General features: G+C 69.3%; 24 protein-coding genes and 1 riboswitch. Of the genes, 9 read left to right on the top strand and 15 right to left on the bottom strand.

All coding sequences use genetic code 11. From position 1 onward, the window contains the following. Nucleotides 1-172 precede the first annotated feature (172 nt). The 6 genes from FVQ89_RS00210 to FVQ89_RS00185 are packed head-to-tail and all read left to right on the top strand — an operon-like array spanning nucleotide 173 to nucleotide 7882. Entirely contained in the window at nucleotides 173-1057 is an 885-nt protein-coding gene (locus FVQ89_RS00210) for a hypothetical protein (protein WP_147899939.1), read from the top strand. Between the two features lie 46 nt (nucleotides 1058-1103). Continuing rightward, complete coding sequence (locus tag FVQ89_RS00205; RefSeq protein WP_147899938.1) at nucleotides 1104-2093, top strand: Gfo/Idh/MocA family protein; 990 nt, start codon at nucleotides 1104-1106, stop codon at nucleotides 2091-2093. 40 nt (nucleotides 2094-2133) lie between these two features. Continuing rightward, nucleotides 2134-3645: a D-alanyl-D-alanine carboxypeptidase/D-alanyl-D-alanine-endopeptidase gene (locus tag FVQ89_RS00200; RefSeq protein WP_147899937.1), complete on the top strand. Its 1512-nt coding sequence runs from the start codon at nucleotides 2134-2136 to the stop codon at nucleotides 3643-3645. Nucleotides 3646-3663: 18 nt separating this feature from the next. Beyond that, nucleotides 3664-4245 (top strand): isochorismatase family protein, encoded by a 582-nt coding sequence (locus tag FVQ89_RS00195; protein ID WP_147899936.1) that lies wholly within the window; start codon nucleotides 3664-3666, stop codon nucleotides 4243-4245. After that, nucleotides 4242-6428, top strand: a complete 2187-nt coding sequence (locus tag FVQ89_RS00190) for an efflux RND transporter permease subunit (protein ID WP_147899935.1) — start codon at nucleotides 4242-4244, stop codon at nucleotides 6426-6428. The genes FVQ89_RS00195 and FVQ89_RS00190 overlap by 4 nt, the downstream gene beginning before the upstream one ends. Continuing rightward, nucleotides 6425-7882 carry an NAD-dependent succinate-semialdehyde dehydrogenase gene (locus FVQ89_RS00185; RefSeq protein WP_147899934.1) on the top strand — a complete coding sequence of 486 codons (1458 nt, stop codon included), beginning with the start codon at nucleotides 6425-6427 and terminating at the stop codon, nucleotides 7880-7882. The genes FVQ89_RS00190 and FVQ89_RS00185 overlap by 4 nt, the downstream gene beginning before the upstream one ends. A 92-nt stretch (nucleotides 7883-7974) precedes the next feature. On the opposite strand, the gene FVQ89_RS00180 is transcribed toward FVQ89_RS00185, so the two are convergent. The 15 genes from FVQ89_RS00180 to sdhC form a co-directional block, all read right to left on the bottom strand. After that, entirely contained in the window at nucleotides 7975-9825 is a 1851-nt protein-coding gene (locus FVQ89_RS00180) for an ABC transporter ATP-binding protein (protein ID WP_147899933.1), read from the bottom strand. Between the two features lie 27 nt (nucleotides 9826-9852). Further along, nucleotides 9853-10068, bottom strand: a complete 216-nt coding sequence (locus FVQ89_RS00175; protein ID WP_147899932.1) for a hypothetical protein — start codon at nucleotides 10066-10068, stop codon at nucleotides 9853-9855. Between the two features lie 127 nt (nucleotides 10069-10195). Beyond that, nucleotides 10196-10666, bottom strand: coding sequence for a 6,7-dimethyl-8-ribityllumazine synthase (ribH, locus tag FVQ89_RS00170; protein ID WP_147899931.1), 471 nt, complete (start codon nucleotides 10664-10666; stop codon nucleotides 10196-10198). Continuing rightward, nucleotides 10663-11952, bottom strand: coding sequence for a 3,4-dihydroxy-2-butanone-4-phosphate synthase (ribB, locus tag FVQ89_RS00165; protein ID WP_147899930.1), 1290 nt, complete (start codon nucleotides 11950-11952; stop codon nucleotides 10663-10665). Before ribB ends, ribH begins: the two co-directional genes overlap by 4 nt. After that, complete coding sequence (locus tag FVQ89_RS00160; protein ID WP_147899929.1) at nucleotides 11949-12629, bottom strand: riboflavin synthase; 681 nt, start codon at nucleotides 12627-12629, stop codon at nucleotides 11949-11951. The genes ribB and FVQ89_RS00160 overlap by 4 nt, the downstream gene beginning before the upstream one ends. A gap of 1 nt (nucleotide 12630) precedes the next feature. Continuing rightward, nucleotides 12631-13662, bottom strand: a complete 1032-nt coding sequence (gene ribD, locus FVQ89_RS00155) for a bifunctional diaminohydroxyphosphoribosylaminopyrimidine deaminase/5-amino-6-(5-phosphoribosylamino)uracil reductase RibD (RefSeq protein WP_255513311.1) — start codon at nucleotides 13660-13662, stop codon at nucleotides 12631-12633. Nucleotides 13663-13735: 73 nt separating this feature from the next. Further along, nucleotides 13736-13863, bottom strand: a riboswitch (FMN riboswitch). Between the two features lie 151 nt (nucleotides 13864-14014). Further along, nucleotides 14015-14737 (bottom strand): HAD family hydrolase, encoded by a 723-nt coding sequence (locus FVQ89_RS00150; protein ID WP_147899928.1) that lies wholly within the window; start codon nucleotides 14735-14737, stop codon nucleotides 14015-14017. Next, entirely contained in the window at nucleotides 14734-15294 is a 561-nt protein-coding gene (locus FVQ89_RS00145) for a GNAT family N-acetyltransferase (protein WP_147899927.1), read from the bottom strand. The genes FVQ89_RS00150 and FVQ89_RS00145 overlap by 4 nt, the downstream gene beginning before the upstream one ends. Next, on the bottom strand, nucleotides 15294-16298 hold the full coding sequence (trpS, locus tag FVQ89_RS00140) for a tryptophan--tRNA ligase (RefSeq protein ID WP_147899926.1): 1005 nt from the start codon (nucleotides 16296-16298) through the stop codon (nucleotides 15294-15296). Before trpS ends, FVQ89_RS00145 begins: the two co-directional genes overlap by 1 nt. 74 nt (nucleotides 16299-16372) lie before the next feature. After that, a complete protein-coding gene (locus tag FVQ89_RS00135) occupies nucleotides 16373-17206 on the bottom strand; it encodes an exodeoxyribonuclease III (protein WP_147899925.1) in 834 nt (277 codons plus the stop codon). A gap of 14 nt (nucleotides 17207-17220) precedes the next feature. Then, entirely contained in the window at nucleotides 17221-18288 is a 1068-nt protein-coding gene (locus tag FVQ89_RS00130) for a YihY/virulence factor BrkB family protein (RefSeq protein ID WP_147899924.1), read from the bottom strand. A gap of 46 nt (nucleotides 18289-18334) precedes the next feature. Continuing rightward, on the bottom strand, nucleotides 18335-19117 hold the full coding sequence (locus FVQ89_RS00125) for a succinate dehydrogenase iron-sulfur subunit (RefSeq protein WP_147899923.1): 783 nt from the start codon (nucleotides 19115-19117) through the stop codon (nucleotides 18335-18337). After that, nucleotides 19117-20925: a succinate dehydrogenase flavoprotein subunit gene (gene sdhA / locus FVQ89_RS00120; protein WP_147899922.1), complete on the bottom strand. Its 1809-nt coding sequence runs from the start codon at nucleotides 20923-20925 to the stop codon at nucleotides 19117-19119. Before sdhA ends, FVQ89_RS00125 begins: the two co-directional genes overlap by 1 nt. An 8-nt stretch (nucleotides 20926-20933) precedes the next feature. Continuing rightward, nucleotides 20934-21386, bottom strand: a complete 453-nt coding sequence (locus FVQ89_RS00115) for a succinate dehydrogenase (protein ID WP_147899921.1) — start codon at nucleotides 21384-21386, stop codon at nucleotides 20934-20936. Continuing rightward, nucleotides 21386-21823: a succinate dehydrogenase, cytochrome b556 subunit gene (sdhC, locus tag FVQ89_RS00110; RefSeq protein WP_187264830.1), complete on the bottom strand. Its 438-nt coding sequence runs from the start codon at nucleotides 21821-21823 to the stop codon at nucleotides 21386-21388. Before sdhC ends, FVQ89_RS00115 begins: the two co-directional genes overlap by 1 nt. Before the next feature lie 169 nt (nucleotides 21824-21992). On the opposite strand from sdhC, the gene FVQ89_RS00105 reads away from it, so the two are divergent. From FVQ89_RS00105 to FVQ89_RS00095, 3 genes are all read left to right on the top strand, one after another. Then, nucleotides 21993-23108 (top strand): mannose-1-phosphate guanylyltransferase, encoded by a 1116-nt coding sequence (locus FVQ89_RS00105; protein ID WP_147899920.1) that lies wholly within the window; start codon nucleotides 21993-21995, stop codon nucleotides 23106-23108. Next, the gene (locus tag FVQ89_RS00100) at nucleotides 23105-24082 is read left to right on the top strand and encodes a nucleoside hydrolase (RefSeq protein WP_147899919.1); all 978 of its coding nucleotides are present in this window, start codon (nucleotides 23105-23107) and stop codon (nucleotides 24080-24082) included. Before FVQ89_RS00105 ends, FVQ89_RS00100 begins: the two co-directional genes overlap by 4 nt. A 140-nt stretch (nucleotides 24083-24222) precedes the next feature. Continuing rightward, complete coding sequence (locus tag FVQ89_RS00095; RefSeq protein WP_147899918.1) at nucleotides 24223-25308, top strand: BMP family protein; 1086 nt, start codon at nucleotides 24223-24225, stop codon at nucleotides 25306-25308. Nucleotides 25309-25389 lie beyond the last annotated feature (81 nt).

The raw sequence follows: 25389 nt of genomic DNA, 5'->3' as shown, positions 1-25389 counted from the left end.
CCAGAGAGGTTCGGCTGGCCTGACCCCGCTAGCTGGGTGTCCCCTGTGCGGGGGGTTCAGCCGTGCGGCCCTGACGCGTAGCCTTATCGACACGGTGTCGCCTGTAGGGGGGAGGCGCCGCCCGGAGCCGCAGGGGGTCTCCGGTGTTGATCTTGAATCGGGGGGTTCAAGAGTGTTGAAGCGTTCTCTCGCCGTCGGCGCGGTCTTCGGGTCCGTGCTGGCGCTCACCTTGCCGTTCGTCGGCGGTGCGGGCCCCTCGCTCGCGCAGTCGGCGGTCGCTCAGGGGACGGATGCCTTGCCTGTGGCGGCGTCGTCGACGTATGCCTCGAGCGGCAGGGTCGGCGATACGTCTGCCGCGGCGGCGATCGTGACGATCGGAGCGTCGACGACCTCCGCTGCGTCGACGGTGCCGGCGTCGAGTTCGAGTTCGTCCGCGAAGGATGTCGAGCACCTGGCTCAGAAGCCCGTTCCGAAGCCCCAGCCGAAGTCGGTGAGCGTCCCCGGCACGTCGACGAGTTCGTCGACCTCGGCGCGGCAGGCAGCTCACACGGCGGCGGGGACCTCGTGCCCCGCGAACGTCGGGGGCTCCACAGCCGGTGCACCCGGCCGGACCTCCTCGGGTGGCGTCGGTGGCACGACGTCCGCCGACCTCGCGGCGTTCGCGAAGACTTTCAACGCCATCCGCGTCGCCAACTGCCTGGACCCCATCCCGCTGCGCAACATCCGCTACGACTCGTGCCTCGAGGCCCGGCTGTTCTGGATCGCGGAGGACCCGAGCCCGGACGTGACCTCAGCATGGGGTCACAACGGCACCAAGCGCTCGGACGGCGTCCCCGCGGTCGGATGCGACGGCAACCTCGCGGGTGGCAGCGGCAACACCGGATCGACGGTGGCGACCAAGTGGTGGAACTCGGCCGCGCACCAGAAGTCGCTCTACCGCCCGAGCTACAGCGGCAGCACCTCGGGCGTCGTGATCTGCTTCGCCATGGTCCACGGGGGCCTGCCGAACGACGGCTACAGTTTCACGCGCGCGGCGGCGCGATGGGGCGGCTGCTGAGCGCATCCGAGGCCTCCCGCGGGGCGGCTCTCGCTACGCTGTCGGGATGACCGAACGACTGCGCTGGGGCATCCTCGGCACCGGCGGGATCGCCCGCATGTTCACGTCCGACCTGCTCCTCACCGGCCACGACGTCGTCGCCGTGGGGTCGCGCACCCGCGAGTCCGCCGAGGAGTTCGCGGCGGCTCACGGCATCGCCCGTGCCCACGGCAGCTATGAGGAGCTCGTGGCCGATCCGGAGGTCGACGCGATCTACGTCGCGACCCCGCATCCGTATCACGCGGCGAATGCGACGCTCGCGCTGCAGCACGGGAAGCACGTCCTCGTCGAGAAGCCCTTCACGATCAACGAGGCCGAGGCGCGCTCGGTCGTCGAGCTCGCCGCGGCGTCCGGTCTCGTGGTGCTCGAGGCGATGTGGACCAGGTGGCTGCCGCACATGCTCCGCGTGCGCGAGATCCTCGCGAGCGGTGCGCTCGGCGAGGTGCGGGCGCTCATCGCCGACCACGACCAGAAGATCTCGACCGATCCCGAGGGCCGGCTCCAGAACCCGGCACTCGGTGGGGGAGCGCTTCTCGACCTCGGGATCTACCCCGTCTCCTTCGCGTGGGACGTCTTCGGCGCGCCCGCGGTCGTGCACGCAATCGCGTCCTCGACGCCCACTGGGGTTGACCGTCAGACCGCGATCCTCTTCGGGTACCCCGGAGGTGAGCAGGCGGTCATCCACACCCAGCTCGATGCGCGAGGACCGTCCACAGCGGTGATCGTGGGCACCGAGGCGCGGATCGAGATCGACGAGGTCTGGTACGCCCCCACTTCGTTCTCGCTCGTCTCATCCGACGGCACGGTGCTCGAACGCTACGAGTCGTCGGTCGAGGGGCGCGGTATGCAGTTCCAGGCGGACGAGCTGGAGCGCCTCGTCGCCGCCGGTGCCTCCGGGGGCGAGATCCTGCCCCCTGAGGAGACCGTCGCGATCATGGCGACGCTCGACGAGATCCGTCGGCAGATCGGCCTCGTGTACCCCTCCGAGCGCGGCTGAGCGGCGTCCTCGTTCCGGGGTGCGCCGATATCATGATCCGATGAGCGACGAGCAACCGACATCGCGTCGCGCTGCCCGCGAGCGGGCCGGAGCGGCGGCGGCCCCCGCGGAGCCCGGCGGTTCGGGCGGGTTCCTCGCGATGGTGCGACGTCACCCGCTCGCCTGGATTGTGTCGGCCGGCGCTGTCGTGTTCGTGCTGCTCGGAACCGGATCGGTTTTCGCCGGCGTCGCGTGGGCGTCGCGTCCCGCCACGGCGGCCACGCCCACCCCGAGCGACACTCCCACCGAGGAGGCGCCGCGGCCGGTCGCCGACTCGGTCGCCGACCCGGCGCGGGTTCGTACTTGCTCTGTCGCGAGCGTCGCCAGCGCCAGCAGCATCGCCACGCTCTACGGATCGGTGATTCGCCAGGACACGGGCAAGGCCCTGTTCGCGCGCCACGCGGCCGACCCCGCGCCCCCGGCATCGGTGCTCAAGCTCTTCACCGCGTCGGCGGCGATCGCCGCGCTCGGCGGCGACTACCGCATCACCACGAGCGTCTACGAGGGATCCGCTCCCGGCACCATCGTGCTCGTCGGGCGCGGCGACGCCACGCTCTCGCAGCTGCCCGAGGGAAGCGAGAGCGTCTACGCGGGCGCGCCGAAGCTGCAGACGCTCGCCGAGGAGACCGTCGCGGCGTACCAGGCGAGGTATCCGGGCGTACCGATCACGCAAGTGGTTCTCGACGCGACCTATTGGGACGAGTCGGACTCGTGGCTGCCGAGCTGGCGTGAGGACCAGCGCACGCAGGGCTATCAGTCGGCCGCGACCGCGCTGCAGGTCGACGGCGACCGGGCCGACCCCCGAGCGGCGGTGAGTCCCCGGTCGACGGATCCGATCGGGCGCGCCGGGCAGAAGTTCCTCGACGCGCTCCGCGCCGCTGATCCGGGCGGAGTGGTCGACGCCGCTGTCGCGACCTCGCGCGGCAAGGCCGTCGGCAGCACCGTGCTGTCGGAGGTGCAGTCGCAGCCGGTCAGCACCCTCGTGCGGCAGATGCTGATCCCGAGTGATAACGCGCTCGGCGAGATGCTCGCCCGGATCGTCTCCGTGAAGACCGGTCAGGGCGGAAGCGCCGCGTCGCTGCAGACGGCCGTCCTCAGCCAGCTCTCGCAGTGGGGTGTCCCGCTCGCGGACACCACGATCGTCGACGGCTCCGGACTCTCGCCCCAGAACGCCGTTCCCGCGAAGTCGTTCTCAACGCTGATGCGCGCGATCGCCGACGGCACCGACGGGCTCTCCGCGGTGCGCGACGGCCTCTCGAAGGCAGGGGAGTCGGGCACGCTCGCCGGACGGTTCACGGGAGACAACGCGGCGTCACGCGGGCACGTGGTCGCCAAGTCGGGCATGATCCGGGGCTCGTACACGCTCTCGGGGATCATCGATGCGGCCGACGGCACCACCCTCGTCTTCACCTTCTACGCGGCACGCGACGGAGTCGACAGCAGTGCCCGGGAGGGACTCGACGCACTCACGACCGCCGTGTACCGATGCGGCGACAACCTGTCGAACAAGTGACCACGTGACGGAGGAACCATGGCTCGCGCGCTTCTCGTGATCGACGTCCAGAACGACTTCACCGAAGGTGGCGCCCTCGGGGTCGACGGCGGAGCTGCCGTCGCCGAGGGGATCACCCGATTCCTGCAGGAGAACCCCGGTCGCTACGACCTCGTGGTGGCGTCCCGCGACTGGCATCACGGCGACGACGACAACGGCGGGCACTTCGCCACCGGGGAGGATCCCGACTACGTCACCACCTGGCCGCGGCACTGCGTCGGCGGCACCCCCGGAGCCGAATACCATCCGGCGCTCGACACCTCGCTCATCGACATGCACGTGCGAAAGGGCCAGGGGGTCCCCGCCTACTCGATCTTCGAGGGCACGACCGACGACGGGCTCGCCTTCACGGAGGCGCTCGACAGGCTCGGGGTGACGGAGGTCGACGTGGTGGGCATCGCGACCGACTACTGCGTCCGCGCATCCGCGCTCGACGCTCTCGGCGCGGGCCGTGAGGTGACAGTGCTCGACGACCTCGTGGCTGCCGTCAACCCGGTGAGCGGCGCCGCAGCGCTTGTGGAAGTCGAGGACGCGGGCGGCCGCGTCCGATCGTCCCGATGAATGCGACCGAGCGGTCGGCCCAGGTGGAGCCCGATCGGCGCCCAGGCGGCGCGGCCCGTGTGCTCCGCGTTCTGCTGCCTGCCGCGCTCATCCTGATCTGGGTGGCCGCGGGAGGTGTCGGCGGACCCTACTTCGGCAAGATCGGGGAGGTCTCCTCGAACGACCAGGCGAGCTACCTTCCGGCGTCGGCGGACGCCACGAAGGTCTCGGCGCTCATCCCCGAGTTCGCCGGCGCCGACGCGGTGCCCGCGGTCGTCGTCCTGGCGCGCGACGGTGGGCTGACCGACGACGACCTCGCCTACGCGAACGAGCTGCAGGCCGAGCTGTCCGAGCTCGACGGAGTGACCGATCCGAGTCCCGCGATCCCGTCCGACGACGGCGCTGCGGTGCAGATCTTCGCCCCGGTCGACTCCGACGCCGAGCTCGACGAGGTCGTCACCGCGATGCGTGGGCTGCTCGGGGATGCGCCGTCGGGCCTCCAGACCGCCGTCACCGGACCGGCCGGGTTCAGCGCCGACCTCGTCGACGCGTTCAGCGGCATCGACGGGCTGCTGCTGATCGTCGCGCTCGCGGCGGTGTTCGTGATCCTGCTCGTGGTCTACCGCTCGCCACTGCTGCCCATCCTCGTCCTGGGCACCGCGGTGTTCTCGCTCTCGGCGGCGATCCTCGCGGTGTGGTGGCTGGCGTACGCGGGAGTCGTACAGATCAACGGGCAGGTGCAGGGAATCCTGTTCATCCTCGTAATCGGCGCCGCGACCGACTACTCCTTGCTCTACGTCGCCCGGTACCGCGAGGCGCTGCGTCGACACACCCGTCGGTGGGATGCGACCTGGGACGCGCTGCGCGGGTCGGCGGAGCCGATTCTCGCGTCCGGCGGAACGGTCATCGTCGGGCTCCTCTGCCTGCTCTTCAGCGACCTGAACTCGAACAAGGCGCTGGGGCCGGTCGGCGCCCTCGGCATCGTCTTCGCGCTTCTCGGGGCGCTCACCCTGCTTCCCGCGCTGCTGCTCGCCACCGGTCGCGCGGCGTTCTGGCCGTTCCGCCCGAAGACGGGCGACGTGGAGCGTGAGCCTCGTCTGTGGGCGGGCGTCGCCGGGCTCGTCCGGCGCCGTGCCCGCGTGGTGTGGATCGTCTCGACGCTCGCGCTCGCGGTGGCGGCCCTCGGGCTCACCCAACTGCAGGCCGACGGCGTCGCGCAGTCGGAACTGATCCTCGGCCCCTCGGAGGCGCGCGACGGGCAGGAGCTGCTCGGTGAGCACTTCACTGGCGGGTCGGGCAGCCCGGCGGTCATCGTCGGGCCGGAATCCGCGCTCGACGAGCTCGCGGATGCCGCGCTCGCGGTCGACGGGGTCGACTCGGTGGTCGCGGTCGCTCAGGACTCGCCGACCGGCACGATCCCGATCGGGGTGGATGCGCCTGCGTTCCCTGGCGCGGATGCCGAACCCACGGTCATCGACGGCCAAGTGATGCTGCAGGCGACACTCGCGGACGCTGCCGACTCGACGGAGGCGGAGGACACCGTGCTCGCGCTGCGGGAGGCGGTCGCCGAGGTCGACGCCGACGCGATCGTCGGCGGCGTCACGGCCACGGCGATCGACACCGACCGCACGTCGATCCACGATCGCAGCATCATCATCCCGATCGTTCTGGGCGTCATCCTCCTGATCCTCATGCTGCTGCTCCGTGCGGTCATCGCGCCGCTGCTGCTGATCGGCAGTGTCATCGTGTCGTTCGCGGCAGCGCTCGGGGTCTCGGCGCTCGTCTTCGACCACCTGTTCGGTTTCCCGGGCGCCGACCCCGCTGTGCCGCTCTATGCGTTCGTCTTCCTCGTGGCGCTGGGGGTCGACTACAACATCTTCCTGATGACGCGTGTCCGCGAAGAGAGTGCGCGGCTCGGCACCCGCGAGGGGATTCTTCGCGGCCTCGTGGTGACGGGGTCCGTGATCACGAGTGCAGGTGTGGTGCTCGCCGCCACGTTTGCGGCGCTCGGAGTGATCCCCATTCTGTTCCTCGCGCAGATCGCCTTCATCGTGGCGTTCGGCGTGCTTCTCGACACCCTGCTCGTGCGCTCGCTGCTCGTGCCGGCTGTCGCCTACGACATCGGCCGCCGGATCTGGTGGCCGTCCCGACTGTCACGATCTGATGAGCGCGGCACTGCCGCAAAAGAGATGAGGAGCGCATGATCTCGGAGGCCGAACTGCTGGCGAAGGTGCCGGCGAAGCTGTACATCGGCGGCGAGTGGGTCGACGGCACGTCGGGCCGGTCGATCGAGGTGCACGATCCGGCCACGGGAGAGGTGCTGACCACGATCGCGGACGCCTCGCCCGCGGACGGCACGGCCGCGCTCGACGCCGCCGTGGCCGCATCCGCGTCGTGGGCGGCGACCCCCTCGCGCGTTCGGGGCGAGCTGCTGCGGAAGGCGTGGGAGCTGCTCATGGAGCGGGCGGACGAGTTCGCGCTGCTGATGACCCTCGAGATGGGCAAGCCGCTGGCCGAGGCGCGTGGCGAGGTGACGTACGGCGGAGAGTTCCTGCGCTGGTTCGGCGAGGAGGCCCCGCGGATCGCGGGCCGCTACGGCCCGAACCCGGAGGGCACCGGCCGGATGATCGTGACCCAGCGTCCTGTGGGCCCCTGCTTCTTCATCACCCCGTGGAACTTCCCGCTCGCGATGGCGACCCGCAAGATCGCCCCGGCGCTCGCTGCCGGATGCACCGTCGTGATCAAGCCCGCGGAGCTCACCCCTCTCACCACGCTGTACTTTGTGAAGCTTCTGGAAGAGGTCGGGGTTCCCGCGGGTGTCGTGAACGTGATCACCACCTCGACGTCGGGTGAGGTGTCCGAGCCCATCATCCGCGACCCGCGGCTGCGGAAGCTGTCGTTCACCGGATCGACCCCGGTGGGGCGGCGACTGCTCGAGCAGGCGGCGCAGGGCGTGCTCCGGACGTCGATGGAGCTCGGCGGCAACGCGCCGTTCATCGTCTTCGAGGATGCCGACCTCGATGCGGCGGTGGATGCGGCGATGCTGGCGAAGTTCCGCAACATCGGCGAGGCATGTACGGCGGCCAACCGCTTCCTCGTGCACGCCGATGTCGCCGAGGAGTTCACGCGCCGGATCACCGAGCGGGTCGCTGCGATGCGGGTGGGTCGTGGCACCGAGGATGGCGTGGCGATCGGGCCGCTCATCGACGGGAAGGCCGTCGGCAAGGCGGATGCGCTCGTCTCCGACGCGGTCGCGCGCGGGGCTCGGGTGACCACGGGTGGTGCGCCCGTCGAGCGGGCGGGCACCTTCTACGCGCCGACTGTGCTCGCGGATGTCGCGGCGGGATCCGACATCCTGCGCGAGGAGATCTTCGGTCCGGTGCTCGCGATCGCGACGTTCACCGATGAGGCGGATGCGGTGCGGCGCGCGAACGACACGGAGTACGGGCTCGTCTCGTATGTGTTCACGCGCGATCTGGCGCGCGGACAGCGGATGATCGACCAGCTCGAGACCGGGATGATGGGCCTCAACGTCGGCGTCGTCTCGAACGCGGCCGCCCCATTCGGCGGCGTCAAGCAGTCGGGCCTCGGTCGCGAGGGCGGTCTGGAGGGCATCCACGAGTACCTGGACACCAAGTACACCCTGACCCCCCTCTAATCGCTATCTCTCTCTCGGCCATAGACATGTCTATGACGTGAGAGACACCCGCGCGGCGGTGTCCGGCGCGCGCGAGACATGTCTAGCGCGAGCTAGACAAGCAGTTGGTGCTTCGCGAGGTCGCGGTAGAGCGGCGTGGATGCCACGAGCTCGGAGTGCGTGCCGACGCCGGCGACTCGGCCGTGGTCGAGCACCACGATCGCGTCGGAGTCGACCACCGTCGACAGGCGGTGTGCGATCACGAGCAGCGTGCGATGCTCCGCCACCGCGTCGATCGCCTCCCGCAGCAGCTGCTCGTTGACCCCGTCGAGCGACGCGGTCGCCTCGTCGAGCAGCAGGATCGGCGGGGCCGCCAGGAGCGCACGCGCGATCGCGAGCCGCTGCCGCTCACCACCGGAGAGCATCACGCCGTCCTCGCCGACCGCGGAATCGAGCCCCGCAGGATTCCGCTCCAGCACCTCCCCGAGATTCACCGCCCGGAGCACCGCGATGCACTCGGCATCCGTCGCGTCGGGGCGTCCGAGCGTGAGGTTGTCGCGGATGCTGCCCGCGAGGACGGGCGCGTCCTGCTCGACATACCCGATCCGGCCGCGCAGTTCCTCCCGGCCGAGGGAGCGCACATCGGCACCGTCGACTCGCACGACGCCCGCGGTCGCGTCGTAGAACCGTTCGATGAGCGCCAGGATCGTCGACTTGCCCGCGCCCGACGGGCCGACGAGCGCAACACGCGATCCCCGCGGCACCCCGAACGACACCCCGTGCAGCACCTCGCGATCGGCGGGCGCCACCGCCTCCTCGCCGAGCTCCGAGGCGACGACCTTCTCGCTCTCGGACTTGTGCGCCGCCTCGGGGTACGAGAACCGCACGTCCTCGAAGCGGATGGCGTCGTCCGTCTCGACCGACGGTGCCGACTCGATGTCGGCGTCGTGCTCGTCTTCCGACGGGATCCGCATGATCTCCTGAATGCGTCCGAGCGCGCCGAGCGCCTGGTTCACCGAGGTGACCGCACCGAACGCCTGCCCGAGCGGCATGATCATCAGGAAGAGGAAGAGGATGAACGCGACGAGGCTCGCGATCGTGATCGCCCCGGACGCGACGCGGTATCCGCCGAGCCCCAGCACGACGAGGAACGAGACGTTCATCGCGATGGATGCGACCGGCACGACGAGCGCGGACACCTTCGCGACGCGGATGCCGGCCCCCCACGCGGCCTTGGCCTCGCGTTCGATGGCCTCCGACTCGCGATCCGTGGCGTTCGCCGCACGCACCGTGCGGATCGCGGCGATCGCCCGCTGCACGCCGGCCGCGACATCGCCGACCTTCTCCTGCTGCTCGCGGCTCGCGACGCGGATGCGACCGGAGAGTCCCGTGACCACGCCGATCGCGACGGCGATCACGAGCACGGTGGTGCCGAGCAGGATCGGGTCGATGATGGCCATGCCGATGATCGCTCCGATGAAGACGACGGCTCCTCCGAGCGCGTCGACGAGTCCTTGCGTGAGCACCGCGTAGAGCAGCGTCGTGTCGGAGCCGACGCGCGACACGAGGTCCCCCGTGCGGCGCATGTCGAACTCGCGGATGGGGAGGCGCAGCATGCGACGGATGAGCGCGCGCCGCGACGAGTAGACGACGCTCGTGCCGGCGCGCTGGAGCAGGTAGTGCTGAACCGCCGTGACGATGCCGTTGCCGATGACGAGCGCGACGAGTAGCCACGCGAGCGACCCGAGCGGATCGCCCGCCTCGACGATGCCGATCACCTGGCTGACGAGCGCCGGTTGCGCGAGGGAGAGCGCGGCGCTCACGAGGCTGAGCGCGATCGCCAAGGCGAGGAGTCCGCGATGCTCGGTGAGGTAGGGGAGCAGCTCTCGGAACGACGCGCGGGGGCCCGTGTCGGAAGCGCGGCGGAAGGGATTGCGGCGCGCGGGCGCGTCAGTGCTCGTCATGTGTGGTGTTCCTCAGGGGTGGGGGCGTCAGGCGCGCCCGTACTTCTTGTGGACGGCCTGCTTGGTGACGCCCAGGCACAGCGCGATGAGCTGCCAGGAGGCGTTCGCGTTGCGGGCACGGCGGACGACGGTCGCTTCGTGGCGATCGAGCTCGCGGCGCATCTGGGCGACGGCGCGCAACGCGACGAGGGGATCGGGCGATCCGGCGTCGCCGGCGAGCGTTCGCAGGGCTCCGTCATCCACGTCGTCAACCCTAATTGACGCCCGACGCTCCGTCAACCGTGGTTGACCCGGCATAGACATGTCTCCGGACACGAAGACACCGCCGCGCGGGTGTCCAGGGCGGCGTAGACATGTCTAGCGCGACGGATTACGAGCGGACTCGGGCCAGGATCCGGGCGGTCGCCAGTACGGCCTCCGCCGCCTCGGCGCCCTTGTCCTCCTTCGACCCCGGGAGACCCGCGCGATCGAGCCCCTGGTGCACGTCGTCGAGCGTGAGCACCCCGAAGCCCACGGGCTTCCCGGTGTCGAGCGCGACCCGCGTCAGGCCATCCGTCGCGGCGTTCGCGACGAAGTCGAAGTGCGGCGTGCCTCCGCGGATGATCACACCCAGCGCAACAACGCCATCGGCACCCGCCTCGAGCACAGCCTTCGCCACCACGGGCAGCTCGAAGCTCCCCGGCACCCGCACCACCTCGACCGTCGCCCCGGCCGCCGCGAGCACGCGCAGCGCGCCGGCGATCAGACCCTCGGTGATCTCCTCATGCCAGGTCCCGGCGACCACGGCGATCCGCAGCCCCGCCCCATCGGTGTCCAGCTCCGGTCGGCCGTCGCCGCTCATTCGTCTCCTCCAGTTGTTGCACTTGCAGTGAGGCGCTGCACGAGCGCCTCGTGGTCGGGCAGCGCGTGCCCCATGCGGTCGCGCTTCGCGTCGAGGTAGCCCTCGTTCTCGCGCCGGACGCCGACGACGAGCGGCTCGAGGGTCTCCACCGAGACCCCTCGCTCCTCGAGCTGACGCGCCTTCTCCGGATTGTTGCTGAGCAGGCGCACGGTGTCGAGGCCGAGATCCTTGAGGATGGCGACCGCGGCTCCATAGTCGCGGGCATCCGCGGGCAGACCGAGCGCGAGGTTCGCATCGAGGGTGTCGAAACCCTCTTCCTGCAGCCGGTAGGCCCGCAGCTTGTTGATGAGTCCGATCCCGCGGCCTTCATGCCCGCGCAGGTATACGACCACGCCGCCTTCATCCTGGATGCGGTCAAGCGCCGCGTCGAGCTGCGGTCCGCACTCGCACTTCAACGAGCCGAATGCTTCCCCGGTGAGGCACTCCGAGTGAACCCGGACGAGTGCGCCGTCGCGCGGCTCGCCCGCGATCCATGCGACATGATCGGCTCCCGTCGAACGGTCGCGGTAGGCCCGCACACGGAACGGTCCATGCGTGGTGGGTACGTTCGTCTCGACCTCGAAGCTCACCCGCTGGAACTCGGGGATCTCGATCTGCGCGGTGGGGTCCGCCTCGCAGCGGCGCTCCTCCATGAAGCGGATGAGCCCCTCGATCGTGATGACCGGCACGTTCTCGCGCTCGCCGAGGCGGATGAGGTTCGGCAAGCGCATCATCTCGCCGTCCTCGTCGACGATCTCCGCGATCGCGGCGACCGGCGTGAGCCCCGCGAGCTTCATGAGATCGACGGCGGCCTCGGTATGGCCGTCGCGCTCGCGCACTCCGCCCTCCACGGCGCGAAGGGGCAGGACGTGGCCCGGCCGGTGCAGGCTCGCGGGCGTCGACGAAGGGTCGGCGAGTACGCGAAGGGTGTGGGCGCGATCGGATGCTGAGATGCCGGTGGAGTACCGGTCGGCGGCGTCGACGGACACCGTGTAGGCGGTTCCGCGCGGGTCCTGGTTGTCGCTGACCATCGGCGGGAGGTCGAGACGGTCGGCGATCTCGTTCGTCATCGGGGCGCAGATGAAGCCGGACGAGTTCCGGACCGCCCAGGCGATCCACTCCTGACTCGCGGTCTCTGCGGCGAGGATGACGTCGCCCTCGTTCTCGCGGCCCTCGTCGTCGGCGACGATCACGGGTCGTCCGGCGCGCAGGGCGTGCAGGGCTGTGGGGATGTCGGCGAGGCTCATCGTGTCGCCCCTTCCTTCTGAGGGGTCGCAAACTGCTGCGAACCCGGCGTGTCTTGCGCACTTTGCGACCCCTCACGGAAGGCGAGAAGCCGTTCCGCGTGGCGGGCGAGTATGTCGGTCTCGACGTTCACCCGATCCCCGGGCACGAGCGCGCCGAGCGTCGTCGCCGTGAGCGTCTCGGGAATGAGCGACACCTCGAACCACTGCCCGGCCTCTACGGCATCCGACACCGCGCTCACCGTGAGCGACGTGCCGTCGAGGGCGATTGATCCCTTGCGCGCCACGAGCGGAGCGAGTTCAGGGTGCAGTGCGAAGCGCAGCACGCGCCACGCGCTGCCCTCCTCCACGGAGAGAAGCTCCGCAGTGCCATCCACATGCCCTTGGACGATGTGCCCCCCGAGCCGATCCCCGAGGGCCGCCGCGCGCTCGATATCCACCTGATCCCCGATGCGCCGCTCTCCGAGGGTCGTGACTGCGAGCGACTCGGCCATCACATCCGCGGTGAACCAGTCGGCGCCCTGATCCACCACCGTCAGGCACACACCCGAAACGGAGATCGACGCGCCGTGCGTCGCATCCGAGACGGCGATCGGCGCGCGCACGGTCAGCCGCGCGGCGCCCTCCGTGCGCTCGATCGCGAGCACCTCACCGAGTTCTTCGATGATTCCTGTGAACATGTCAGCTCCCTTCCGGGGCATGGTGTGTGGGACGTGCCATGACGAGCAGATCTTCGCCGAGCTGCTCGATGCTCGTGATCGCGAGGCGTCGCGCCTCGGCGATGGTCGTGATGCCGAGGTCGCCGACCGCGAGCCGCGTGCCTCCCAGCAGCGCGGGCGCGAGATACACGGCGAATTCATCCGCGAGCCCGGAGGCGATCACGGCGGAGGCCAGCGTCGGCCCGCCCTCGACGTACACCCGCCGGATGCCGCGGGCGTCGAGCGCCGTCAACACCGCGGCGATGTCGCGCGTACCGGTCTCGAGAAGCCCCGCCGGATGCCGATGCAGCGCGGCCGTCGCCGGCACCGCCGTCTCGCCGACGACCACGGGCAGCGGCTGGTGCGGGAGCAGCTCGCCGCCATCCCCGCGCGCAGTGAGCGATGGGTCATCGGCGAGCACCGTGCCCGTGCCGACCAGGATCGCGTCGGATGCCGCCCGCTGCTCGTGCACCCGCTGGCGCGCGGCAGTCCCGGTGATCCACTGACTCGTGCCGTCGTCTGCCGCGGCGCGCCCGTCCAGGGTCGACGCCCACTTCACGGTCACCCACGGCCGATGACGCCCGACAGCGGTCAGCCAGATGTGCAGGAACGCGCTCACCTCGGCCGCCAGGACCCCAGCGATCACGTCGACACCGGCGTCTCGCAGACGCGCGGCGCCTCCACCAGACGCATGTCCGGGGTCCGTCGCCGCGTACACGACGCGCGTCACGCCCGCCGCAATCAGGGCCTCACTGCATGGACCGGTTCGCCCCGTGTGATTGCACGGCTCGAGTGTGACGACGGCCGTCAGACCACGCGCGTCGGAGACCTTCGAGAGCGCGTCGACCTCCGCATGCGGGGTGCCCGCTCCGCGGTGCCACCCTTCGGCGACGATCGCACCCGTTGCATCGACGAGCACGCACCCGACCTGCGGGTTCCCGCCCGTGACGGGACCGCGCGCAGCCAACTCGAGGGCGCGCCGCATGGGGGCCTCGTAGGCCACCGTGTCGTCCATCGCGTCCTCCGGATCTTGGTTCCGGGGGCGCTGGGTAGTGCGCTCGCCAGCGGAGAGCCAAGCTCCCGCTGACGCGTGCTTCCTTCCATCCGGACTATCACCGTCGGTTCCGGAATTCCACCGGATCGGCTCCGCCTCGAAGGAGACGGAGTTCGCGGACTATCACCGCCGGTGCGGATTTTCACCGCCCCCGGAGCACGTGCTTCGTTCAGATGCTACAACGCGAACCTCGGCCCGCTATTCCCGCCCCATCCCGCGAGATGTCCTTTTTGGCACATCTCGCACCCCGAGATGTGCCAAAAAGGACATCTCGGCGGATTGGGGGAGGGTGTAGGGGAGGGGGCGCCCTGGGTCAGGAGAGGAGCGCGGGGAGCGAGCCGAGGGAGCGGATGACCGAGACGCCCTCGGCGGCTGCCTCCTCGAGCTCCGCCGAGGACGCCTGGCCGAGACGGTCGATCCATATCCCCGTGAGACCGGCCCGGGCCGCGCCGGTCGCATCCGTGTGCAGCCGGTCGCCGACGTAGCAGGCCTCCGAGGGCTGCCCCCCGAAGTGCGCGGCGGCGAGTTCGAAGATCCGCCGATCGGGCTTCGCCACCCCGACCTCGCCGCTCGCGATCACATCGCCGAGCGGAATGAGCGCGTCGAGCCCTGTGCCTCGGATCTTCGCGGATTGAAAGCCCAGCTCACCGTTCGTGATGATCCCGAAGCGTCGCGGCGCGAGGGCGGTCAGACACGGTGCGACATCGTCATGCAGCGCCCACGTGCGCCGGTACTGCGCGAGGTAGCTCTCGAACCACGCCTCTGCCGCGTGGTCGTCGAGCTCGATGCCGTACGGCGCCACGAAGCCTCGGGCACGCGCACGTCGCTGCTCCACGAAGTCCACCTCGCCCGCGAGATAGCGGTGGTAGTGCTCCTCCTCGAGGGCGTTCCACCGCGCGAACTCCGCCGCCCGCTCACCCCGAGCGAGCTCGCCGCCGAGCGCCGCCCGGTGCGCATGGATGCCGGCCTCCACCGACTCGCGGTGGGCGAACAGGGTGTCATCGAGGTCGAAGAGCACCACACGCACTCCGCTCACAGCGGCCACCCCGGATGCGGCGATCCGTCGTCGGCTCGCAGCCGGACCCCGTGCCATCCCATCGGGCGGGTGCCGTCGCGGAACTCGACCTCCACCGGTCGGACTCCGGTGTAGCGGAAGCCGGCGGCCCGAGCCACTCGCGCGGAGGCGACGTTGCCTGCCACCGCCTCCCAACCGATCCGATCGACCTCAGGAGAGGTGGTGAACACCCAGCTCACGACCGCGCGCAACGCCTCGCTCATGTAGCCGCGGCCCCGGGAGGGCGCACCCATCCAGAAGCCGACATCTCCGCGGCTCGGCCGCCAGGCGATGTTGCCGAGTTGCGGGCCGTCGTCGCGCTCCCGGATCGCCCAGGACAACCCTTCACCCGACTCCCAGCCGGCAGGCGCCACCTCGCCCAGATACGTCTGCGCGTCCGCCAAGGTGTACGGCCACGGCAACGTCGCGAGCATCGTCCCCATCACAGGTTCCTGCAGGAGGCGGGTCGAGCTCTCCGCATCGGCGAGCGTCGGCATCGTCAGCACGAGACGTTCGGTGCGGATGACGACCGGCTCCATCAGCGTCGTGGCAGGAAGCCGACCCGCTCGTACACGCGCGCAAGCGTGGACTCGGCGATCGCGTCGGCGCGCTCCGCGTTCCCGGTCAGGACGCGGTCGAGCTCCGCAGGGTCGGCGAGCAACTCGAGCGCCCGCGCCCGCACCGGCTCGAACTCGGCAACCACCGCATCCGCCACCGCGCCCTTCAGGTCGCCGTAGCCGCGCCCCGCGAACTCGTGCTCGAGCGACTCGATCGACGTGCCCCCGAGCACCGACAGCAGCGTCAGCAGGTTCGACACCCCCGGCTTCGCCTCAGGGTCGTAGTGCACCGAGCCGTCGTTGTCGGTGACCGCCGACTTGATCTTCTTCACGAGTCGCTTCGGCTCGTCGAGCAGCCACAGGATGCCGTTCTCCGACTCACCAGACTTCGACATCTTGCCGGTGGGGTTCTGCAGGTCGTAGATCTTCGCGGTCTCCTTGAGGATCGACACCTCGGGCACCACGAAGGTGTCGCCGAATCGGGTGTTGAACCGTTGCGCGAGGTCGCGTGTGAGCTCGATGTGCTGACGCTGGTCCTCGCCGACCGGCACGATCTCGGCGTCGAAGAGCAGCACGTCGGCTGCCTGCAGGATCGGATAGGTGAAGAGGCCCACGGATGCCGCGTCCGTGCCCTGCTTCGCCGCCTTGTCTTTGAACTGCGTCATGCGGCTCGCCTCGCCGAACCCGGTGATGGTGTTCAGCACCCACGCCAGTTGGGCGTGCGCGGGAACCTGCGACTGCACGTAGAGCGTCGACGCCGAGGGGTCGATGCCTGCTGCGATGTACTGCGCGGCGGTCCGCCGGGTCTTCTCGCGAAGGGTCGCCGGATCCTGGGGCACGGTGATCGCGTGCAGGTCGACGACGCAGAACACTGCGTCGTAGTCGGTCTGCAGCTGCTTCCACTGCAGGAGCGCCCCGATGTAGTTGCCCGCGTGGAGCGAGTCGGCGGAGGGCTGCATGCCGGAGAACAGGCGGGGCTTGGTCATGTAGGTGCTTTCGTGATGCGGGCTTGGTGTGCGGGGATACGCCTGCGTGGCAGGCTATCCAACTTCGCGCGCGGTCAGAGCTGGTAGTCGACGACGACGGGAGCGTGGTCCGACCATCGCGCGTCGTAGGCGTCCGCGCGATCCACCGTGTACGACACCGCCTTCTCGGCGAGCGGTGCCGTGGCGAGGTGGTAGTCGATGCGCCAGCCCGTGTCGGTGTCGAACGCCTTGCCACGCTGCGACCACCACGTGTACGGGCCCGGCACCTCACCGGCGGAGCGCCGACCGACGTCGACCCACCCCAACCCGGCACCCGCGTTGTAGCCTTCCTCGCCTTCGGCGCCCAGGAAGCGGTCGAAGTACGCGCGTTCCTCGGGGAGGAAGCCCGCCCGCTTCACGTTGCCCTTCCAGTTCTTGATGTCGAGCGTTCGATGCCCGACGTTGAGGTCGCCCACGACGAGCGCGAGCGGATTGTGCTCCGCGAGCTTCGGCAGGCGTTCGGCCATGGCGTCGAGGAAGCGGTACTTCTCCACTTGCTTGGGGGTGTCGGCCTCGCCCGAGTTCACGTAGCACGAGACGACGGTCACGATGGTGCCGTCGATGTCGTAGTCGGCTTCGAGCCAGCGGCCGGCGGAGTCGAAGTCGTCCGGTCCGAAGGTCACGCGGTGGATCTCGGCCTTGCGCCGGCTGGCGATCGCCACGCCTGCGCGCCCCTTCGCGGTGGCCGCGTCGTGCAGGACGTCCCACTCATCCCCGAGCAGCGCGACGAGGTCGTCGGTCTCCGCCCGGACCTCCTGCAGAGCGAGGATGTCGATGCCGCGGGGCGCGAGCCACTCGCCCATCCCCTTGCGGAAAGCGGCACGGACGCCGTTGACGTTGACGGAGGCGATGCGTACGGGGCGAGGCACCTTCGAAAGTGTAGTCAGCGCCTCCGACGCCCGAAGATCCGGCCGAGAAGGCCGCGGGGGCGCTCCGCCTCGAGCTCGGCCCGCACCTCTTCGCGGATCTCCTTGCGCCGCTCCTCCTCGGCTTCGCGGCGTTCAGCCGCCAGCTGCGCGTCGAGCGGCACCCCCGCATCCCGCATCGAGACAAAGATCCAGCACGCGGCGATGAGGATCACCTGGCACACGAGCGTGAACCAGATGAGGAGGCCGATGATCACCGCGAAGGATGCCAGCAGCGGGTTGGACGTGGCGCCGCCCAGCAGCGAGTTGCCGAGGAACTTGAGGACGGCGAGACCGAACGCCCCGATCAGGGCTCCCTGCGCGAGGTAGCGCATCGGAATCTTGACTCCCGCGAGCACCCGGTACAGCGCGCCGAGCACGACGGTGTCGAGCGCGAACATCAGCACGATCGACAGCGCCCGGGTCGAGACGCTCGACCACACGCTCTCCTGGATGCCGAACCACCCCAGGACGCCGTCGAGCGCCTGCGACGAGAGCACGTTCAGGGCGGCCGAGAGGAGCAGCAGGGCACCGAATCCGATCGCGAGACCGAGGTCCTTGAGCTTCAAGAGCACCGGATTCATGCGGGGCGCCGGGAGCTCGCCCAACTCCCGTACCGCGTCGCGAGCGGATGCCAACCAGCCGAGGGCGGTGAAGAAGAGACCGACGAGTGCCACGGCTCCGGTCCAGGTCAGCACGCTCGTGTCGATGAGCAGTGCCGGGTCGATAGCGCCGCCCTCGCCCGTGTCGATGAGGCCGGGGACGGCATCCGCGATGATCCCGAGGATGGCATCCTGGAGCGCCGGCCGGCCCGCCACGACGATTCCGAACACCGAGAACGCCACCCAGATCGCCGCGAAGACGGCGAAGATCGCCTGGTTCGATAGGCCGGCGGCGAGCAGCGGGCCACGCTGCTGCCCGTAGGTCGTGAACACCCGCACGGGCTTCCACTGGATGACCCAGGCGATGATCGCCTTGACGCGATCGACGAGCCCCGGCTTGTCGTCGGACTCGTCCTCGGTATCCGTGGTGGCCGACGACGTCATGCTCTCCACGCTATCCGCACGAGGCGAATGCGCGAGAGGCTTGACACTACTTCTTCGGGACGTCGGGCTTGCCGCGGAGAACCGCCTGCTTGACCTCGGCGATGGCCTTGGTCACCTCGATTCCGCGGGGGCACGCCTCGGTGCAGTTGAAGGTCGTGCGGCACCGCCACACGCCCTCCTTGTCGTTGAGGATGTCGAGCCGGACCTTCGCGGCCTCGTCGCGCGAGTCGAAGATGAAGCGGTGTGCGTTGACGATGGCAGCGGGCCCGAAGTACTGGCCGTCGGTCCAGAACACGGGGCAGCTCGACGTGCACGCCGCGCACAGGATGCACTTCGTGGTGTCGTCGAAGCGCTCCCGCTGGGCGACCGACTGGATGCGCTCCTTCTCGGGCTTGCCGCTCGCGACGAGGAACGGCTGGATCTCGCGGTAAGAGGCGAAGAACGGCTCCATGTCGACGATGAGGTCCTTCTCGAGCGGAAGGCCCTTGATCGCCTCGACGTAGATCGGCTTCGTGATGTCGAGGTCCTTGATGAGGGTCTTGCACGCGAGCCGGTTGCGGCCGTTGATGCGCATCGCATCGGATCCGCAGATGCCGTGGGCGCACGAGCGTCGGAAGGTGAGCGAGCCGTCCTGCTCCCACTTGATCTTGTGCAGCGCATCGAGCACGCGGTCGGTCGCGAAGAGCTCGACGTCGAAGTCCTGCCAGTACGGCTCGGAGTCCTTCTCGGGGTCGAACCGACGGACGATGAGCGTCACCGTGAACGCCTGGACGGGCGCGGCGGCCCCATCCGCGGGTGCGTTGTCGACAGCCTCGAGGACGGCGGCCATCAGTACTTCCTCTCCATCGGCTGGTAGTTGGTCACCACGACCGGCTTCCAGTCGAGCGTGATGTGGTCGGATGCATCGGCGGAATGCGGGTCGCCGGTGAGGTAGGCCATGGTGTGCTTCATGTACTTCTCGTCGTCGCGCTTGGGGTAGTCGTCGCGCATGTGACCGCCGCGGCTCTCCTGGCGGTTCTTCGCCGAGTAGACGACGACCTCGGCGAGGTCGAGCAGGAACCCGAGCTCGATCGCCTCGAGCAGGTCGGTGTTGAACCGGTGGCCCTTGTCCTGGATCGAGACGTTCTGGTACCGCTGCCGCAGAGTGTGGATGGTCTCGGTGACCTTCTCGAGCGACTCGTCCGTGCGGAAGACCTGCGCGTTGCGGTCCATCTCCTCCTGAAGCTCCTTGCGAAGGGCCGCGATCCGCTCGGTGCCGGCGGAGCCGCGGAGGCTCTCGACCATCTCGCGGACGCCCTGGGCGGGGTCGAGGGGGAGAGGAGTGAAGTCGACGGTCGCCGCGTAGTCGACGGCGTTGGTGCCGGCGCGCTTGCCGAACACGTTGATGTCGAGGAGCGAGTTCGTGCCGAGACGGTTCGACCCGTGCACCGAGACGCACGCGCACTCGCCCGCGGCATAGAGACCGGGCACGACGGTGTCGTTGTCGCGCAGGACCTCGGCCTTCACGTTCGTGGGGATCCCGCCCATCGCGTAGTGCGCGGTCGGCATCACCGGCACCGGCTCGTGCACGGGATCGACGCCGAGGTAGGTGCGCGCGAACTCCGTGATGTCGGGGAGCTTCGTCTCGAGCACCTCGGCACCGAGGTGGGTGCAGTCCAGCAGCACGTAGTCCTTGTGGGGGCCGGCGCCGCGGCCCTCCGCCACCTCCTGCACCATGCAGCGCGAGACGATGTCGCGCGGCGCGAGGTCCTTGATGGTGGGTGCGTAGCGCTCCATGAAGCGTTCGCCGGATGCGTTCCGCAGGATCGCGCCTTCGCCGCGGGCGCCTTCCGTGAGGAGGATCCCGAGGCCAGCCAGGCCGGTCGGGTGGAACTGGAAGAACTCCATGTCCTCGAGCGGGAGGCGCTTGCGCCAGATGATGCCCACGCCGTCGCCGGTGAGGGTGTGCGCGTTCGAGGTGGTCTTGTAGATCTTGCCGAAGCCGCCCGTTGCGAAGACGATCGACTTCGCCTGGAAGACGTGCAGCTCGCCGGTCGCCAACTCGTAGGCCACGACCGCGGAGGGCTGCTCGACCCCGTCGACCTCGGTCATCACGATGTCGAGCGCGTAGTACTCGTTGAAGAAGTTGACCCCGAGCTTGACGCAGTTCTGGAACAGCGTCTGCAGGATCATGTGACCCGTGCGGTCGGCCGCGTAACAGGCGCGACGGACCGGCGCCTTGCCGTGGTCGCGCGTGTGGCCGCCGAAGCGGCGCTGGTCGATGCGGCCCTCAGGGGTGCGGTTGAAGGGCAGCCCCATGTTCTCGAGGTCGAGGACGGCGTCGATCGCCTCCTTCGCGAGGATCTCGGCCGCGTCCTGGTCGACGAGGTAGTCGCCGCCCTTGACGGTGTCGAAGGTGTGCCACTCCCACGAGTCCTCTTCGACGTTGGCAAGCGCCGCCGCCATGCCGCCTTGGGCCGCACCCGTGTGGGAGCGGGTTGGGTAGAGCTTCGTGATGACGGCGGTGTTGGCGCGCGGAGCGGCCTCGATGGCCGCACGCATGCCAGCGCCCCCGGCTCCGACGATGACGACGTCGTGGCGGTGGTAGTGGACTCCGTCGATGACGTCGCCGTCGGCGAACTCGAGGTGCTCGGTCACGTTCTCCCTCACTCCTGCGCCGTGCACGCGGCGATCAGGTCAGCGTTCTCGGTCGGCGCGAGGCACGGGTCGAACGTCGTGAGCACGAGCGTGCCGAGCACGAGGAGCACGACGGTCGAGATGCCGAGCGACCAGAGAAGGACGGTACGGAATCGGCCGTGCGCATAGTCGTTCACGAGCGTGCGCATGCCGTTCGCACCATGGATCAGTGCCAGCCACAGCAGGAGGACGTCCCAGACGATCCACACCGGGTTGGCGAGCTTGCCGGCCACGAACGCCCAGTCGAGAGCGCTGACGTTGCCCGGGAAGATCAGGTTGTAGAAGAGGTGGCCGAAGATCAGCACCACGAGCAGGACGCCCGAGAGGCGCATGTAGATCCAGCCCCACTTCTCGAGGTTGATGCGCTTGCGGCGGTGGCTCACATGCGGTGTGCGCGGGGCCTCGATCCCGGTGGCGGTCATCAGTGGCCTCCGAACACGGTCATGAGATGGCGGGGGACGAATCCGATCAACAGCACGACCCACAATCCGATGGCCACCCAGAACATGACGCGCTGCGCACGGGGGCCCCAGGAGAAGAGGTCGATGCAGATGATCCGGAGGCCGTTGAGGGCGTGGAGGCCGATCGCTGCGACGAGCGCCGTCTCGCCGATGCCCATGATGGGCGTCTTGTAGGTGCCGATGACCGCGTCATACGCTTCCGGGCTGATCCGGATGAGCGACGTGTCGAGGATGTGCACGAGCAGGAAGAAGAAGATCGCGGTGCCGGTGATGCGGTGCAGCACCCACGACCACATTCCCTCGCGTCCGCGGTAGAGCGTGCCCGCGGGCAGCTTCCGCTTCGTGGGGGCGGGAAGGGATGCCGCCGATGACTCAGGTGCAGTGGCCTGGCTCGTCACGGCGTTACTCCTTGAGATTTTCGCTCGTCGTCGGAACGACTTCCAGTGTATGCCCGGGTGGAAGGGCACGCAGGTCAGGCTGTCCTCACCTGACGCCCGGGCCACCCATCCGTCCACAACCGCGACCCGTCCGGTAGGTCGGTTCGCCCGGCATCCCTAGGCTGTCGGCATGTCTTCTGCGACGGACCGGTTCTACGGCATCATCCCCGCGGGCGGAGTCGGATCGCGGCTCTGGCCGCTGTCTCGGGCAGACGCCCCGAAGTTCCTCCACGACCTGACCGGGTCCGGTCGCACGCTGCTGCGGGGCACCTGGGAGCGCCTCGTGCCTCTCGCCGGTCCTGAACGGATCATGGTGGTCACCGGGCGCGCTCATCGCGCCGCTGTCGAAGCTCAGATTCCCGAGCTCCACGACCGCGACATCGTGCTCGAGGCGGCGCCGCGCGACTCCACCGTCGCGATCGGTCTGGCCGCGGCGATCCTGCACCGTCGGGAACCGGATGTGATCGTCGGATCCTTCGCGGCCGATCACGTCATCTCGGACGAGAGCGCGTTCCGGGCCGCGGTCGTGGAGGCGATCGAGGCCGCCGACGCGGGCTACATCGCCACCATCGGCATCCAACCGGACGAGCCGGCCATCGGCTTCGGCTATATCCGCTGCGGCGCGAAGCTCGACATCCAGGGGGCGCCGTCGGCGCTGACCGTGCAGAGCTTCGTCGAAAAGCCTGACCTGCCGACCGCGCAGGCGTATCTGGCGGATGGCGGCTACCTCTGGAACGGCGGCATGTTCATCGCGCGCGCCGACCGACTGCTCGAGGCGATCGGCGAGTTCGACCCGGAGCTGCGCGCTCAGCTCGAGGAACTCGCCGCCGCGTGGGATGACCCCGCGAGCCGCGGGCCCGCGGTCGACCGGCTCTGGCCCGTGCTGCGGAAGATCGCGATCGACTACGCGGTCGCGGAACCCGCCGCCGCGGCAGGTCGCCTCGCGGTCGTCCCGGGGCGCTTCGGATGGGACGACGTGGGCGACTTCGCGTCAGTCGCGAAGCTGAAGTCGGGCGGGCGCCCGAGCGACCTCTCCATCATCGGCGAGCATGCGCGCGTGCTCGCCGATGCATCGAGCGGCATCGTCGTGAGCCAGAGCGAGCGGATCATCTCGCTCATCGGCGTCCACGACATCGTCGTGGTCGACACCCCCGACGCCCTGCTCGTGACGACCACCGCCAACGCCCAGCGGGTCAAGAGCGTCGTCGACGCGCTGAAGCTCTCCGGCAGGGACGACGTGCTGTGACCGCAGTACCCCTCGTCATCGACACCGATACGGCACAGGACGACTGCGTCGCATTGCTCGCGGGCCTCCTCGACCCTGCAGCCGATCTGCGCGCGATCACGATGGTCGCCGGGAACGTCGGATTCGACCAGCAGGTGCGCAACGCTCACCTGACTCTCGCCGCCGCCGGACGGCTCGGGGAGGTGCCGATCCACCTCGGCTGCCGCCGACCGCTCGTGCGCGAATGGGTGTCGGCCGAGAACGTGCACGGTGATGGCTCGGGTGGCCTCGCCCTCGCGGGCGACGAACCAGGGGTATCGGAGGAGCACGCTGTCGATGCCCTCATCCGCCTGGCAGCGGATGCGCCCGGTGAGCTCCAGATCGTGTGCATCGGCCCGTTGACCAACATCGCCACCGCGCTCGTGAAGGATCCGGACTTCGTCCGCAACGTCGGCTCCCTCTGGATCATGGGCGGATCCAACAACGGCCGCGGCAACATCACCGCGGCCGCCGAGTACAACTTCTACGTCGACCCGGAGGCCGCGAAGGCGGTCTTCTCGGCAGGTTTCACGATCACGGTCGTGCCGTGGGATCCGCTGACGCTTCGTGACGCCGTCTTCGGCCGCGAGCGGCTCGCGCAGATCGCCGAGGTCGATACCCCGCTCGCGCGATTCTTCACCCGGATCGTTTCAGCCACCCTCGCGTTCGACGAGTCGGTGGGCATCCCGGGGTCGACGCACCCCGACTCGCTGACCGCGGCCGTGCTGCTGCATCCCGAGCTCGTGTTGGCGGCGGGCGACTACGCGGTGGACATCGAGACCGGATCCGAGCTGACGCGCGGCTACTCCGCGATGTCGTGGGGTGTGCACGGCCTGACGCCGAATGCGCGGGTGATCGAGCGGATCGATTCCGATGCGTTCTTCGCCTACATTTCGGGCATGCTCGCCTGCTCAATCACCCCGAGTCGCGAGATCGCGGGCCTGGAGCGGGCCTGATCATTTCGTGAACGTTTCGCGTCCGTCGCGAGTTCGTAACTGTTCGGGCGCAAACGTCGGCAGTGTTTCCGGAGTGGCCGTCACAGGACGTAACGTGATCACACCCGGCACCCCGGGTCACTTGTCATGGGAGGACATCTGTGAACACCATCACCCGCAAGCGGGTCCTGGGCGGAGCCGCGCTCGTCGGCGTCGCCGGCCTGCTGCTCTCCGCCTGCGCTGCCGCTCCGGAGGACGACACCGACGCGCCTGAGAGCGTCGACTACCTTGCCTGCGCCGTTTCGGACGAGGGCAGCTGGAACGACAAGTCCTTCAACCAGGCCGCCTACGAGGGCCTGACGAAGGCCAAGGACGAGCTGGGCGTCGAGATCGCCGACGCCGAGTCCAACAGCGAAGAGGACTTCGAGCCCAACTTGACCGCCATGGTCGACGCGGGCTGCGACGTGACCTTCGCCGTCGGCTTCAACTTCTCGATCAACGACGTCATCTTCAACTTCGCGGACGCCAACGCGGACTCGAAGTTCGTGTGGATCGACGGCTGGAACCAGGGTCAGACGAACCTCAAGCCGATCGCCTACTCGATGAACCAGTCGAGCTTCCTCGCCGGCTACCTCGCTGCGGCGTACTCGGAGAGCAAGGTCATCGGAACCTACGGCGGCATGCAGATCGACGCCGTCACCGACTTCATGACTGGGTACTACAACGGTGCCAAGTACTACGAGGTGCAGACGGGCACGCCCGTCGAGGTGCTCGGCTGGGACCCGGCCGCCGCCACCGGTGACTTCGTGGGCGACTTCGCCAACACCGGTCTCGCCAAGTCGATCTCGCAGGGCCAGCTCGCCGCTGGGGCCGACGTGATCTTCCCGGTCGCGGGCAGCCTCTTCACGGCGACCGCCGAGGCCATCCGCGAGGGCGGCACCTCGGCCGTGTTCCTCGGTGTCGACAAGGACATCGCGGTGACCCAGCCCGAGCTCGCCGACCTGGTGCTCACCTCGGTCGAGAAGCGCATGACGCAGGCTGTGTTCGACGTCATCGAGGACCTCTCCTCGGGTGGCGAGTTCACGACCGACGCCTACGTCGGGACGCTCGAGAACGATGGCACCGCGCTGTCCGACTTCGGCGACTTCGACTCGAAGGTGTCGGATGACATCAAGGCGGCGCTCGACGAGATCAAGGCGGGCATCATCGACGGGTCCATCGACCCGCTGACGACGCCCAGCGCCTAAGTCCTACGCCGTTCCAACGGCGCGCCGGGGTGGCTTCGAGCCACCCCGGCGCTGCCGTTTCCGTCGCCCTTCCGGCAGGAT

It is taken from the genome of Homoserinibacter sp. GY 40078 (assembly GCF_008017545.1).
Lineage (GTDB): Bacteria > Actinomycetota > Actinomycetes > Actinomycetales > Microbacteriaceae > Homoserinibacter.
Note: the sequence above shows the minus strand (reverse complement) of the source record. Positions and strands in the feature narration are given on the sequence as shown.